This is a genomic window from Cohnella sp. GbtcB17 (assembly GCF_019091135.1).
Lineage (GTDB): Bacteria > Bacillota > Bacilli > Paenibacillales > Paenibacillaceae > Cohnella.
In genome coordinates this window covers 212,063-226,461 of the sequence record NZ_JAGXJW010000002.1, presented here as the reverse complement: position 1 = coordinate 226,461, position 14,399 = coordinate 212,063, and the positions used below count along the sequence as shown (strand labels likewise).

Below are 14,399 nucleotides of genomic sequence, written 5' to 3'. Positions count from 1 at the left end.
CCGATTAATTTGATCATAGGTGAGGGGTCTTATGAAGTACGCGTTGTCCGCATATGGAATCGTTCTGTTCCTCATTCTGCAAGCGACCACGGCCTGCGGTGAATCGGAGCCATCCGGCTCGGCGCAGGTTAACGGTCCGAATACGGCAAGTCATGCTGCTAACCCGGTCCAACATTCGCTTCAAACGCCATCGACTGGCCAACAAGAGCCGAAGAAAAGCGCAGCCTCCGCGGTTATCATTTCCGATGTAGACCATTGGGATCACCCGATAAAGCCATACTTCATCGACAGAGGCCTTTCAAAAATTGTATTTCCAACGAAAGAATATCCCGTTTTTTATATGCGTTATGATTGGAATCTAACTGAAGTCATCAATGATTATCTGAATGGGACGACAGAAGCCATGTTAAAGGCCAACGGGTATTGGGACTTTGAGATCCGCACGCCGCACCATCAGATCGCCGTTAAAGCGCATGAGCGGAAGCTGACGCGACTGTCCTATGATGGTCAGGATCAGAATTTAGAGCAGCTTCGCAAAGAATACAACTTGATCGATGCGGCAACGAACGCCCGATGGATTAAAAAAGACAAGAAGACGGGATATTTCTACTGGCGTTCGCCAGGTTCAACATCAGCGCCTAGCAACCCCGACGATCTGTATCTGAATTACGTCTTATCGTTCTCGGAAAAGAACAAGAATGGATGGAACGAATACGTCATTGAGATGCCAAGAAGCAGCGATACGGTTGTTGCTAGGCTGTACGCTAAAGCTGAGAATGGCGCGGCCGTATTTTATGTGGAAACGGGTGAGAACTTAGCGTGGGATCTCCAGCAGGTCAGGGGACTATTTGCCAAGCGATTCGGGTTCAAATCATCTGAGGCCGGCACGAAATACAACATTACATGCGATGCTTTTCTGATGCCTGAGGGTCTCTATCGCATTCGGTTGACACAGAAGTCTGCAGAGCAGGAGAACATTTTCTATTATGATGGAAATCGCAATCAGTACTACAAGGATACGAAGCGTCAGTCGCTACTCAAAAAACTTGATCTATCCTAATATTCGATAGATGAGTGTACCAGCGCATCCTGGGACTGCACTTCCAGTCCAAGCATGCCGCTGGTTTTTTTGTGCAAACAAAACTCGGTTTGAGTTGTCTATATATCGAGGTGGTGAGAATTGATTGAAGGCTCCATTCGAACGATGGCAAATTTAGATCCAATGACATTTGAAGCGCTGATGCACGAATACGGTCAAGAGGTCTGGAACTACGCCTATTCCATTGTCAAAAATCAGAGCATGGCGGAGGACATTGCCCAGGATGTGTTCCTGCAGGTGTTCCGTCATGTCGTATCCTTCCGGAACGAGTCGTCCATGAAGACTTGGCTTCTGAAAATAACGCGCCTATTCTCGTTAAAGACGGGTTGGATACAAACATTTTATGACTACTTATAAACCTGATTTACAAGGGTAAACTTTACCATTAGTGATGCGAAATAAATTTTTCTGGAAGTGAATCCAAAGCACTAGTAAAATGGTGATTACAGAAAATGAGAATAAAACACTGCTTCTTGATTGTTTATCATTTAAAAAAAGCTGCAAAGGAAGATTGAAATATGATCAAGAATATCGTAATAGAACGATTCAAACATTTGGGCAATATTAACATTGAGTTAGGGAAAATGAATGTATTTGTTGGTTCGAACAACGCAGGAAAAAGCAGTATTCTTCAAGCAGTGCAGTTTGCAATATCAGCAGCACAAACAACCACACTTGAACCCAATGCAAGATGGATTGGAGAGGCTTTAAACACATCGGTTGCTCCGAATCAACTCGTATATACTCCTCTACGGGACGTTTATGCACTTGCCCCAGGTGGAATACTTAGAGAACCTAGGGGTGAGGGGATTAGTGTAAAATTTTATGAAAATGGAAATGACGATGAGACTAGCGTTCTTGTTGGAAAAGGGAGAAATAAAAACTTAACTGTTAGAGTTTCAGGAAGAAGTTTAGGAGAAAGGTTGCAGAATATTAATGAACCATATAGCATCTTTGTGCCTGGTTTAGCTGGAATTCCAGCGGTAGAGGATTACAAAACTCCCGGTATTGTTAGAAAAGCCGCAGCACGTGGGGATGCAAATAACGTTTTTAGAAATATACTTTGGTTGTTAAAACAAAACCATGAGAATTGGAATAGGTTTATATCAGACATTAAGTTGGTATTTCCAAATCTTGATTTAAATGTTACGTTTGTTCCTGATAGGGATGAACATATAAATGCAACTATTAAAAATGACGAATATGAGCTTCCAATAGACTCAGCAGGAACAGGAGTATTACAAGCAATTCAAATTTTAAGTTATGTGAATTTGTATAGACCCAAAATGCTGATTTTAGATGAGCCTGACTCCCATTTGCATCCGAATAATCAAAGAAAACTCGCTACAGTTCTACATAAACTTACAGAAGAGAGAGAGGTGCAGATACTATTATCAACTCACTCTCGACATTTAATCGATGAGTTACTGGAAACTAGTAAAATGCATTGGGTTCAACATGGGAAAATTATAATTGAGGAGGATTATGATATTGTACGAGTTTTAACAGATATCGGTGCGCTTGATAGAGGGGAAAGACTTCTGAGAGATAACATTAAGTATGTATTTCTTACAGAAGATTCAGACATAAAAGGTGTTCGAGCTCTGCTAGTTTCATCAGGTTATAGTATTGATGAAATTGATATCTGGTCGTATGAAGGTTGCGCAAAAGTTGATATTGCTTTGGTATTAAATGCTTTTATTAGAAAACATGCTCCACTAACAAAAGTCATTCTTCACAGAGATAGAGATTACCTTAACGATGATGAAATACAAAATTACAAAAATAAAATAGAACAAACTGGTATGGTATGTTTTATTACTAACGGTACTGATATAGAATCCCATTTTTTAGTTCCTGAACATATTCATGTGATATTCCCGCAAGTCACGGCGGATGAAGCGCTAGCAATTTTAGACGAGGCAACGATAGAGGTAAAGGATAAGACATTGGAAAAGTTTATTAATTCAAGAACTAAAATTGAAATTCGAAATTTAGGTCCTAATAATATTAACCCCGGGAGAATTGCATTAGATGCGAACCAGTCGTATGCAAGTAATGTGATTAGGTATAGACATGGAAAGAAAGTTATGAATTGTGTTAGATCAAGGTTACAACGATTAATTGGAGGGAATATTGAATTATTAGTTCCTTCAGATTATATTAAGAACGAGCACTTAAATAGCGTACTAGATCCTGTTCATAAGGACCTATAGGCATCTAAAGAAAAGCGATTTGTTATCGTTCTATTGTCGAAAACCGAAACAGCCAATATCCTAGGTGTTAAAAAAAGATCGCCGATCTCCTTTAGGTCTTCATGGCCAGGTAGAGAGCGATCTTATGTATGTTTGAGCTGCTGCTGTGAGGGTCTGTCAATAATTTGTGTAAACTTACATATAGGAGTCTCCCGGAGGGGAGATTGGCCGCAAGGCAAGTGCTGGTCTATCCGGTCCGGAAAGAAAACGGAGAGCTGCAGGAGCATTTGTCCCAGTTTGGACGCGGCCTGTCCATTTGCGTGTCACATTCAACGTGACGAGATAGAGCATCTTCTTCCGGCAGCCGTCTTGTACCTTGTAGTCACTCTCGGATCCTGTTGTGCTGATCTTGCTATTCTTGGTCTCTGTCACTTCCTCTTCTACTTTGAGCGGCTTTTTTCCATGAGCGAGTCCGACCTTCTCCGTATCTTGCTCCCTACTCGTACGGCGTACATGTGACAGATTGCACACGTAACTTGTTATGGCCGATGAGGTCAAGGTCGAATCCTGCTTTAATAAAGATTTCCGCTGGTGTTTGAACTGTTTGATAAGCAAGCACCGCCGCCACTTAAACGCAGGTGTATACGTGATATTGGTTTCTGATACGTGATGAACGTTTGGATTGCCTTTCAGCTTTTTCATGTTCTCTTCCGTAAACAATGTCCGATTCATATTCCCCATGATTTTCTCCGCTCCTTACCTTTGATCTGATTAAAACATAAATGACCCGCAAGAGGGTCGCTTTTTTCAAAGTGTCCTTCTTACGGGTCACAGTTCAGATTTGGGGTCAGCTTATTTAGTTTTTATACGGACAATGATTGTTATTAAGAGTGTAAAAGCATAAGAGCTCTTGATTCAGTCATGGCATATTGTTTTGAGAGCTGATTTTTGGAAGTCCACTGTTTGCGGCGTCCTAAGACATTCTTTTGGCTATGGTAGCTGTGTGTTGAACATAATTATTTTCGTAGGCATTTAAATTTCTAGGTCAGCACTGAAGAGGCTATTAGTAGTTGCTGAGGAGTGGCAGTTCTGCTATTATCGGGATAAGAACGAGTGTTCCTGAATGATTTTTTTGATTAACCTATTCAACCAACATCTAATGAATAAAACTCAAGGTAGCATAATCGTTGAGGTTTGCACACGATATCGTGTATAATTATTTTGACTATTATGCAAGGAGGAATTGTATTGTTAGTGTCTCTTGTAGAATACGCGAAGAAACATAGTAAAAGTGGCGATACCCTTCGCCGCATGGCCGAAAATGGTACACTAAAAACTGCGCAAAAAATTGGACGTAATTGGGTTATTGATAGCGAAGAAGAATATCCGGTGAAAAAACGTGTTGCAAAGAAGGCGATTACTGTTGTATCTCTTTTTTCTGGTTGTGGAGGAATGGATTTAGGGTTTGTTGGTGGTTTTGATTTTTTGGGAAAAACTTATAATAAGACGAGTTTTGAAATCATCTGGGCGAACGAAATAAACACTGCAGCCTGTGAGACCTACAGGAAAAACCTTGGAGAACACATCGTTATTGGAGATATTAACGAAAAAATTGATGAGATGCCTACTTACGCTGATGTAATAATAGGAGGTTTTCCATGTCAAGATATATCTATTAATGGGAAAATGAAAGGCATTAACGGGAAACGAAGTAGTTTATACACAGCTATTGTCGAAGCTGTGAAGAGAATTCAACCGAAGGTCTTTGTTGCAGAGAACGTTGGAGGGTTGCTTTTAAAGCAAAATAAATATTCATTACAGAAAATACTGGATGATTTTAATTCGCTAGGATACAATGTTAGCTATAGACTTTATCATGCAGCCGATTACGGTGTCCCACAGACACGAGAACGTGTTTTCATTGTGGGGACACGGAAAGATTTGCCGGAGTTTATACCTCCAGAACCAACTTGTGTAAATCATATTTCTGCTAAAGATGCCATTAGCGATCTTGAACCCTTAGAGTCAGATGGAGACTTTTCACACATCTGGAGCAAAGCTAAGGTAAGTGGAGAACAAGGAAATCGGCGCCTTATTGCTGATCGGCCTGGATATACTATTAGAGCGGAATGCCATGGGAATATACAATTTCATTATTCTCTGCCGCGTCGCATATCGATGCGTGAGGCAGCGCGAATTCAATCGTTTCCAGACAGTTTCCGTTTTTCATCAGGTTTGCGTGAAACTGAAAGGCAAATTGGCAATGCTGTACCGCCCGTATTAGCATGGCATATAGCTAAAGCCGTAGAACTGGTGATAAGAGGTAGTAGTCTTGATAAAAGCAGAATTCGAAGCGTTATTGGATAAATGTTGTGCACAGCTTACCACTGAGGCCCGGACAACGGGCTTCAAATCTTCTCCTCAATTTGAGAATCGTGTCAGAGAAGTTCTTCGCGATTTGACGGTCGCAGAGATTTTCGAAATTGACCTTTCGCCTCATCCTCAAGCTTTTCCTGATATAGCACTGGGGGATTTTGGCGTTGAAGTCAAATTTACAACAAATGATACCTGGAGAAGTGTGGCTAACAGTGTACTGGAAACTCAAAGGATCGAAAGTGTAAAACATATTTATTTGTTATTTGGAAAAATGGGTGGCACCCCAGAAGTACGTTGGGGGGATTATGAGCAAAGCGTTATTCATGTTCGTACTTCTCATGTTCCAAGATTTGAAGTCGAATTACCTAGCGGAAAGGGTTCAGTTAAGAAATCCCTTTTCGACGAAATGAGAATTCCATATGATGATTTTAGAAGACTCCCGATGCACGAAAAAATGCGATACATACGTGCGTATGCTAGGAAAATTCATCCAGATGGTCGTTTGTGGTGGATAGAGGAAAAGGAAACGGATGAGCACACTGTTCCTATTCAAGCTAGATTGTACACAAATCTATCTTTAACTGAGAAAACAAAGCTTCGTGCGGAAGCGGCTTTGCTGTGCCCAAAAATAGTGAAATCGGGACGTTCGCGTGACAAGTATGATGATTTGGTACTATATCTCTTAACTTATCATGGCGTTTTATGCCACCAAGCACGAGATTTATTTTCTGCTGGGAGTGTCGCCAATCCAAAGAATGATGACAATGGCGGCGTTTATATTATGCGAGCTTTAAAGTTGATTGAAGGTGCTATGAGGGAAGCGGCATTGACAATGGACGATGCGCTCTTTGTTGAGTATTGGGGGGAGAGCGTACTTCCAGAGAAGCGGATTTCACGATGGCTTGAGAAGGCTGATGACTTGGCACAAGGTTGGAAACCTTCTGAATGTTTGTTCATAAATCGGTAAAGAGTTAAGTCATTCCAGAATTATCGATATTCTAATACTGATCATCAGAATTATAATATCGTTTTTTTTGTGTCTGAATAGTATCGATTAACCTGTTTATTACTCCTGTGAAATCTTCAATCAGCTCGTGCTCCCATATTCTCTCGATAACCCAACCCTTGTCTTTATAGTACTTATAAACATCATGATCTCGTCTGATATTCTTTCTGATCTTATCCTGCCAGTATTGAATATTTGATTTGGGTATTCGTCCATGTAAATTGCATCCGTGCCAAAAACATGAATCAATAAAGATAACCAGTTTATATTTACTAATTGAAATGTCAGGTTTTCCAAATAGTTTTTTTGTGTTTCTTCTAAAGCGTAAGCCACTATTCCAGAGAGCATGCGAAACCTTATCTTCCATCATGGTTTTAGTTGATTTTATAGATTTCATATGCTTGCTGCGGGCCTCTTTAGTTAGTGAATCGGTCATTATACGCCCCTCCTTTAAGACATTCTCCTTTATTATAACTCATATAACACAAGTCCAAACAAATGCTTAATCAAGATACGAAGTTACTTTTCAGCTATTTGCCAGTGAAGGATCCCCTTTTCAACTGCCTTCCTTCCCTTCAGTAAATACTCCTTAAGTGTGTCTAAATATGTGCATCTCACGTGGAGTGATATTCATACTGCGAATAATAATTTAGACGACTTTTATGCATGTTCAACAGTGAGGTGTCGAACACTTCACCCGAATGCTCTCAATAAAGCTTCGATTATATCCGTGCTTTTCTTTTATCGTGATACAATAAAGCAAACAAAACTACACGGTGAAGGATGACAGCGGATGCCTATCTACAATAAGCTAGTACGCGATCAAATTCCTCAGGTGATAGAGTCCTCAGGCAAGTCTTTTCGCACACGGATTTTAGATGAGGAAGAGTACCAGCAGGAGCTCGTCGTTAAACTCAAGGAAGAATCTGCGGAATACTTCGCGGCCCAAAATCCGAAGGATTCGCTTGAAGAACTGGCGGATATGCTTGAGGTAATCCGAGCGCTGGCGGTGGTGCATGGTGCATCGTGGGAGGAACTTGAGGCGATCCGCGAACGGAAAGCCGAGGCGCGCGGTGGATTCCAAGAACGGGTGTATCTAATCGATGTCGACGACGCTTAACGTCAAGCTGATCACGGAGAACCTTGGTGACGAACTGATTCTTGGCATGCAGCATGCTTCCGGGATTTACATCATGACATCCTTTATCATGCAATCGGGTGTCCGCCTCTTGGCGCCGCATTTGAAGCGGGCAATCGAGCGGGGAGCCGAGGTGAAGGTGCTCGCCGGCGATTATTTGTTCGTGACGCAGCCGGAAGGGCTGCAGGCACTGCGTGACATCGACGATCGACTGGAGGCCAGGCTGTGGCGTAGCATGGGAACGTCTTTTCACCCGAAGGCCTATCTGTTCGACTACGAAAACAACGAAGGCTTGCTTGTCGTGGGCTCCTCTAACTTCTCCATGTCTGCGATGCGGATGGGGATGGAGTGGAACTTGGCGATGAATGCGAAGGCCGAGCCGTATACGTTCCAGTTGGCGCTGGAGAAGTTCATGCAGAACTTCTATCACGACAACACGCTGCCTCTGAACGCGCACACGATCTCACTTTACGAAGAGGAATACCGCGCTTATCATCGCAAAAATCCGGAGCTCATCCGCCAGATCACCGAGATGGAAGAAGAGGAGTACCGGAGTGATAGTGGGACTGCTTCTGTAGAGGAGTCGGCGGCCTCCGTTGAACTCTCGACGATCCAGCCCAGATTTGCGCAGCTCGATGCGCTGGATGCGCTCGAGCGAACGCTCGAAGAGGAATACGACAAGGCGATGGTCGTCATGGCCACCGGTCTGGGCAAAACCTATCTGGCCGGGTTCTTCGCGCAGCGGCGGTTTGAACGTGTGCTGTTCATCGCGCATCGGGAGGAAATCTTGCATCAGGCGAAGCGATCATTCCAACGGATCATGCCGGACAAGTCCTTTGGGATTTACAACGGCGTGTCCAAGGAGGGGGACGCTCAGTGTATTTTCGCATCCATCTATACCTTGGGCATGAAGAAGCACCGTGTATCGTTCTCGCCGGATCGATTCGATCTAATCGTTGTGGATGAGTTCCACCATGCGGCGGCAAACTCCTATCAGTTGGTCATCCAATACTTTCAACCGAAGTTCTTGCTCGGCATCACGGCGACGCCGGATCGGATGGATGGCAAGGACGTGTATGCCCTTTGTGACGGCAATGTCGCCTATCAACTGCACTTTATCGAGGCGATCCGGCGCGGTTGGTTGGCTCCGTTCCAATACTTCGGCGTCTATGACGATACGGATTATTCTTCAATCCGCTGGCTGGGCACACATTATGACGATGAACAGCTAATGGCTGCGCAGCTTCGGGATGCGTTGGCTGAGCGGATCTTCGAGGCCTGGCATGAGCATAAACAGACCCGAACGATCGGCTTTTGCTCCTCCATTCGGCAGGCTGATTTCTTGGCTGGATACTTCCAGGATCGAGGCGTGCCCGCGATCAGTCTGCACTCAGGTACGGTCGGAATCTCGAGGGTAAAGGCCATTCGGATGCTGGACACCGGGGAGCTGGAGGTTATCTTCACGGTGGACTTGTTCAATGAGGGCGTCGACATCCCTAGCGTGGACACGCTGCTTTTCGTCCGTCCCACGGAATCGCTGACGGTATTTACGCAGCAGGTCGGTCGTGGATTGCGGTTGTCGGAGCGCAAAACGCACTGTACCATTGTCGATCTAATCGGCAACTATCGCAATGCGGATGTGAAGTTGCGGCTGTTTTCTAATGACGGGGAAGCAAACGGAACCACAAAGGAGCCGGTCATCCCCTCCGTGCCCGTGGGCTGCGAGCTTCATTTGGAGATGGAAGTCATTAATTTACTGGAAGAACTGAGCCACAAGAAGCTACCGCATCGCGATCGCCTGCTGCGGTCGTTTCTAGATCTGAAAAATGAGCTTGGGCGCATTCCGTCCTATCTTGAACTCCATCTGCATGGCAGCTCAAACAGCTGGGAGTATCGTGGTGAATTCGGTTCGTACGTCGGCCTTCTACTGTGGGCAGAGTGCCTAACGAAGGAAGAAGAGGAAGTCTACTATCGATACGAAGCTTGGATCCGCGATGTAGAGAAGACGGTTATGACCAAAAGCTACAAAATGATTGTGCTTCTCTACATGCTGGAGCGCGGTCCGGAGCAGTGGGCTGAGCCGGTCAATGCTAAGGAGGTAGCGTCATTCTTTCACAACTATCTTACGGAAAAGGAATACCGGCGGCGCATCGACTTTTCGGACAAGGAATCTCAGAAACTATGGCACTATGATGAGGCCGGCATCAATCGGTTGATTGAGAATATGCCGATGACGAAGTGGGGATCGGCTAAGGGAAGTACAACTCGTTTCGAAGATGGCGTCTTCGGCTTAAGGCTCGAGATTGCTCCTGAGCATCGCATGACGCTGTATCAGTGGACGCAGGAGATTTGCTTGTATCGGTTGCATTATCATTTTGAACGTCGAGAGCAGAAGCGGGAGCCCCTTCAGTAATGAGGGGCTTTTTATATTGGATAACAAGATTGATAAATGGTGCTAAGGAAATAGACTTGGTTCAAGGCTTTTGTCTCAATAGGTCTAGGATCTTTATTCTTTGAAAGTATTTCTTTAGACCTAAGAGGGAAAATAAGGGATTCTGTCGAATAGTAGGTGGAAAACGGAAAGGGAGTGTTTTTTGTGCAGGATAAGGTGAAAGGTATAGCAATTGGATTGGTGGTAGGGAGCCTTATATCGTCCTCTGCTGCGATTGCTGCTAGCTCGATAAAGATTGATGTGGTTTTCCAGCAAGTAAAATATATGATCGATGGCGTACAAAAGCCCAGCACAGATGCAGCTATTACATATAAGGGACAGTTGTATGTTCCTTTAAAAGACGTTACGAAAGCGCTCGGTAAAGAGCTTAATTACGATAGTAAGAATTCTACCGCTTGGATTGGCAAGAAGCCTGGATCATTTAAATATTTGAGTGATATTAATTATGCTAGATTAGATGCACCAAGTGAGTCTTATATTGATTTTAATCAAAACTATAATAGAGAAAAGATTCAAAGTGCTTCTAATGTTTATCAAAAAGGGATTAACTTTAATACTAATTATTTTAACGGTTCTATTGAGTCTATTGATTACAACCTAAATGGACAGTATAAAAAGTTTACAGCATTTGTAGGTATCGACGATAAAACAAAGAACTCCCCAGACACTGTTTCATTCAAATTTATTGGAGATGATAACGAATTGCTCACAGTGACAGATGTAAAGGGTGGGAATAATCCTATTCCTGTGAGTGTGGATTTAACGGGTGTTTTAAAACTTCGCGTTATTGTAGAGAAGCAGGGAGATTCGTTTACATCAATTTATGCATCTTTAGCTGATGGAAAGTTGTTTCAGTAATTAAGTGCTCTAGCTCTAAGCGCCTGATTAGCGCTTTTTTTACTACATTTTTATATAAGATTAAGGTCCGCTACGGCCACAAAGTGGAGATGAGTGTTCGGATGATTTATCTGCTGTTATTGATAATCTTCATACTGGGGGTGATATCCAGGTCCCCAAAAATTAAAGGCATAATAGGCGAATCCTCTGTACGCTATAAGCTAGGCAAGCTTGATCCCAAAGAGTACACGGTGCTCCACGATGTTATGATCCAGCGACCCGACGGGAAGACAGCGCAGATCGACCATCTCGTCGTATCGAATTATGGTGTGTTTGTCATTGAGACCAAGAACTACACGGGATGGATCATGGGGAGCGAGAAGTCGGAGTATTGGACGCAAGTGATATACAAACGCAAGGAGAAGCTCTACAATCCGATCCGGCAAAACTACGGACATATTAAGGCGCTGGAAGGTTTTCTGGAGGATGAGACGATACCATTCATATCCATCATCGCTTTCAGTACGCGTGCGGATCTTAAGCTTGAGCCTATGAGTGCAGAGGTCGTTTACACGACGAGGTTGTTGTCGACGATACAGAAGTATAAGACGATCGTGTTGTCCGAGGAGAAGAGGCTAAATATTCATAAGTCACTGTCTACTAAGACTGTTCATACCCGACAAGAACGAAAAAAACACGTCGCTGACATCAAAGTGAACTTGAAGGAGAAAGAGGCGTTGGTGAGTTCGGGCATCTGTCCAAGATGCAGCGGGAAGCTTGTGGAGAGACGCGGAAAGAATGGTGCATTCATTGGCTGTAGCAGCTATCCGAAGTGTAGATTTACGAAGACTGGTTAGTGATGAAAAGCAGGTCACGAAGTACATGCAAGATTTTTTTTACTCGGTGTGATAGAGATTCCGGAGAAAAAGGAGCGTTCGATTTGAATTCAAAAAAATTCTTTCCACCGTCTCCACTTGTAAGGCATGTCGCCCATCATCCCACAAGCTCGGTCTGCCCTCTTCCATTGAAACAAAATGCTTCTATCAGTTGGGGACCTAGACGAATCGCATAGACTCTTCCGATTTTTTGATGGCGCTGGATAAGCGTATGAGAGCTTGGCGATGAAGTCCCAGGCGGCGTATTCGTTGTACTTCGCTCTGAAAAGTTTATTCTTTCTATTCTAATAAAACGACTTAATTCGACAGCAATGTAATTTTATTTATTTTAAAATGCATGTATCTATTGAAAGTCATGGAGGGGTCAAAATGCCTAAGGATGCCATCAAAGACAAATCAAAGCTTACAATTTTAAAACAAGAAATTTTAGAAGAATTAGCAATGAATGAAGTAGATGAATTTGATAAAGATTCATACAATATGATCCTTGAAAAGGCTAGTGAATTGGAGCGTTTTTTGTCAGTTGAGAAGTTTAATTTGGTATTTATCGGACAAAAAGGCGTTGGTAAAACAACTGCTATTAGCAATTTATTTGATCTACTTGTTGAACGGAATGTTCAAGCAAAGATATCAAGTAAGGGGAAAAACAAGAAAGTAATTGAAGAATTATTAGAAACAGGTGCAGGCGGGACAACGATTTGTGACGTAATATTAAATCAATCTTTATCAGAAGTGACACAAATAGCAATTGAACCTTATAGCTCGAATGATGCATTAAATGAGATTGAAACCTTCTGTAATATTGTATGGAAGAAGAGAATGAGTGAAGACGAGCATTTTGAGGATACTAGAACTTTTTATCTTGCTTCAGAAGTTGAAAGAGCCATCAGAAACATGACTGAGTTGGTTGTTGTAAAAGAAGTTGACAAAGCAATTCAAATAGCAAAAGAATACTTAGAGTTTGAAGATTTTAAAAATGAAGTTGTTCGGTTGGCGAGTATTGAAAATAGAATTACAACAAACTTTTTCTATGAAAATCTTCCTGAAGCAATGGAATCAGAAGCAGAATGGATAAAATCAACATTTAAAGATATAAATCTTGTTAAATTTCCAGACATCTTAATTCCTAGAAAAGTTACAATTTCCTTATCGAAAAATATTCTTGATTTTGATTCCTTACCTCGTATTCATTCAATAATTGATACAAGAGGATTGGATTCTCAATCGAGTTTCGATAGAAAAGACCTTGAACAATATATTCGTGAAGGTATAGAGAATTTATGCATTATCACTGATTCGTTTCCTCCAAGTCCCTCGGAACCTGTGTTCAATTTATTCAAGAGATATTTATATGATGAATCACTGAAGGATCTATCGGCTAAAATGATATTAATGATTCTTCATAAAAAAGATGAAGCAGCTAATGTTTTATCCTACAGTGACAAGGTTGAAAATGAAGAAGAGGGGATTATTGTAAGGAAAAGAGAAATTGAAAACAAATTTTTATCTGAGAAAATACCGGTAATTACTGAAAATATCATGTTTTATAACTCAATGTTTGGTATTGAAGATAAAAAAATAAAAGTCTCTGAAGATGAAATAGAAGAATATGAGGGCATAGAAGCAGCTAAGCTGGCTAAAAGAAGAGAAATCACTGAAAACAGGAAAAGGATTTTGAATTCAATCGAAGAGCTAATTGAAAAAAGAGAACGAGGCTGGCTAAATGAACTTGAAAATTTAATTCAAGAATTTAAGAGCATCAAATTTAACTTTGAAAATGATATCTATGCTGAAGAACATTTGAATAGAATCAAGGATGAGATTTTTGCTCTAAAAGAGGCCAATGGAGATTACAAGGCTTTATTCTCTAATGTTTATCTTAAAAAATTGGGAGCAATTCACCCTTCAACATTAGCCGCTATTAACAGGTCCTACGGTATCTTCAGTTCACATGACATTTACTATTTAGGATCGGTTACTATTGAGGAAATTTATAAAGAACAATTTAAAAAGATGAAAGATCAAATAATATCGAAAATCGATACAATCAGGCAGTTTCATAACATGACAATTAAAACGAAAACATTCTTTAACAGATTATATGATAAAGTGAATAAAGAATTCGATAATTCAATGAGAGAGTTAAACGAATCAATTTATCGACTTTTAAATATTCAAATATTTGCTACCGATGAATCTGAGAATATTTTATTTTGGAAAAATGCAAAAACTAGATGGGGGCAAGGAACAGGATATAAGGAAGACATACAAAGTATGTATAAAACACATTTGCAAAGCGACATTTCTTATACTGAAATTGATTCCTTAGTTGAGACATACTGGAGTAGGTTTATCAATATTGTTTTAACTGCTGGAAGTAAAAACTGAGAAAAGCCTCGC

General features: G+C 41.8%; 11 protein-coding genes and 1 pseudogene. 10 read left to right on the top strand and 2 right to left on the bottom strand.

Annotation, left to right across the window (positions count from 1 at the left end):
• Positions 1–31 precede the first annotated feature (31 nt).
• The 3 genes from KVT38_RS01645 to KVT38_RS01635 all read left to right on the top strand — a co-directional run bounded on the left by KVT38_RS01645 (position 32) and on the right by KVT38_RS01635 (position 3,315).
• Positions 32–1,060 (top strand): hypothetical protein, encoded by a 1,029-nt coding sequence (locus KVT38_RS01645; RefSeq protein WP_217591931.1) that lies wholly within the window; start codon positions 32–34, stop codon positions 1,058–1,060.
• Between the two features lie 120 nt (positions 1,061–1,180).
• Positions 1,181–1,456, top strand: a complete 276-nt coding sequence (locus KVT38_RS01640) for an RNA polymerase sigma factor (RefSeq protein WP_254638892.1) — start codon at positions 1,181–1,183, stop codon at positions 1,454–1,456.
• Between the two features lie 161 nt (positions 1,457–1,617).
• Complete coding sequence (locus KVT38_RS01635) at positions 1,618–3,315, top strand: AAA family ATPase (RefSeq protein ID WP_217591930.1); 1,698 nt, start codon at positions 1,618–1,620, stop codon at positions 3,313–3,315.
• Between the two features lie 212 nt (positions 3,316–3,527).
• Here KVT38_RS01635 and KVT38_RS35850 read toward each other — a convergent pair.
• A pseudogene (locus KVT38_RS35850) lies at positions 3,528–3,648 on the bottom strand (IS256 family transposase); the annotation flags it as partial.
• A gap of 900 nt (positions 3,649–4,548) precedes the next feature.
• On the opposite strand from KVT38_RS35850, the gene KVT38_RS01625 reads away from it, so the two are divergent.
• Positions 4,549–5,661, top strand: a complete 1,113-nt coding sequence (locus KVT38_RS01625; protein ID WP_368859041.1) for a DNA cytosine methyltransferase — start codon at positions 4,549–4,551, stop codon at positions 5,659–5,661.
• Positions 5,627–6,637, top strand: a complete 1,011-nt coding sequence (locus KVT38_RS01620) for a hypothetical protein (protein WP_217591929.1) — start codon at positions 5,627–5,629, stop codon at positions 6,635–6,637. Before KVT38_RS01625 ends, KVT38_RS01620 begins: the two co-directional genes overlap by 35 nt.
• Positions 6,638–6,668: 31 nt before the next feature.
• Here the strand turns inward: KVT38_RS01620 and KVT38_RS01615 are convergent, their stop codons facing one another.
• Positions 6,669–7,112, bottom strand: coding sequence for a very short patch repair endonuclease (locus KVT38_RS01615; RefSeq protein WP_217591928.1), 444 nt, complete (start codon positions 7,110–7,112; stop codon positions 6,669–6,671).
• A 357-nt stretch (positions 7,113–7,469) separates the two neighbouring features.
• Between KVT38_RS01615 and KVT38_RS01610 the strand changes: the two genes are divergently transcribed.
• The 5 genes from KVT38_RS01610 (at position 7,470) to KVT38_RS01590 (ending at position 14,387) form a co-directional block, all read left to right on the top strand.
• On the top strand, positions 7,470–7,796 hold the full coding sequence (locus KVT38_RS01610) for a nucleoside triphosphate pyrophosphohydrolase (protein ID WP_217591927.1): 327 nt from the start codon (positions 7,470–7,472) through the stop codon (positions 7,794–7,796).
• Positions 7,780–10,227 (top strand): DEAD/DEAH box helicase family protein, encoded by a 2,448-nt coding sequence (locus KVT38_RS01605; protein WP_217591926.1) that lies wholly within the window; start codon positions 7,780–7,782, stop codon positions 10,225–10,227. Before KVT38_RS01610 ends, KVT38_RS01605 begins: the two co-directional genes overlap by 17 nt.
• A 183-nt stretch (positions 10,228–10,410) precedes the next feature.
• Positions 10,411–11,124: an NPCBM/NEW2 domain-containing protein gene (locus KVT38_RS01600; protein WP_217591925.1), complete on the top strand. Its 714-nt coding sequence runs from the start codon at positions 10,411–10,413 to the stop codon at positions 11,122–11,124.
• 101 nt (positions 11,125–11,225) lie between these two features.
• On the top strand, positions 11,226–11,960 hold the full coding sequence (locus KVT38_RS01595; protein WP_217591924.1) for an NERD domain-containing protein: 735 nt from the start codon (positions 11,226–11,228) through the stop codon (positions 11,958–11,960).
• A 408-nt stretch (positions 11,961–12,368) separates the two neighbouring features.
• Positions 12,369–14,387, top strand: a complete 2,019-nt coding sequence (locus KVT38_RS01590) for a hypothetical protein (protein ID WP_217591923.1) — start codon at positions 12,369–12,371, stop codon at positions 14,385–14,387.
• The last annotated feature ends 12 nt before the right edge of the window (positions 14,388–14,399 follow it).

Excerpts from the sequence above, each read along its gene's own strand:
- KVT38_RS01635 (WP_217591930.1), top strand. The coding sequence starts at position 1,618 with ATGATCAAGAATATCGTAATAGAACGATTCAAACATTTGGGCAATATT.
- KVT38_RS01645 (WP_217591931.1), top strand. The coding sequence starts at position 32 with ATGAAGTACGCGTTGTCCGCATATGGAATCGTTCTGTTCCTCATTCTG.
- KVT38_RS01615 (WP_217591928.1), bottom strand. The coding sequence starts at position 7,112 with ATGACCGATTCACTAACTAAAGAGGCCCGCAGCAAGCATATGAAATCT.
- KVT38_RS01605 (WP_217591926.1), top strand. The coding sequence starts at position 7,780 with ATGTCGACGACGCTTAACGTCAAGCTGATCACGGAGAACCTTGGTGAC.
- KVT38_RS01590 (WP_217591923.1), top strand. The coding sequence starts at position 12,369 with ATGCCTAAGGATGCCATCAAAGACAAATCAAAGCTTACAATTTTAAAA.
- KVT38_RS01610 (WP_217591927.1), top strand. The coding sequence starts at position 7,470 with ATGCCTATCTACAATAAGCTAGTACGCGATCAAATTCCTCAGGTGATA.
- KVT38_RS01595 (WP_217591924.1), top strand. The coding sequence starts at position 11,226 with ATGATTTATCTGCTGTTATTGATAATCTTCATACTGGGGGTGATATCC.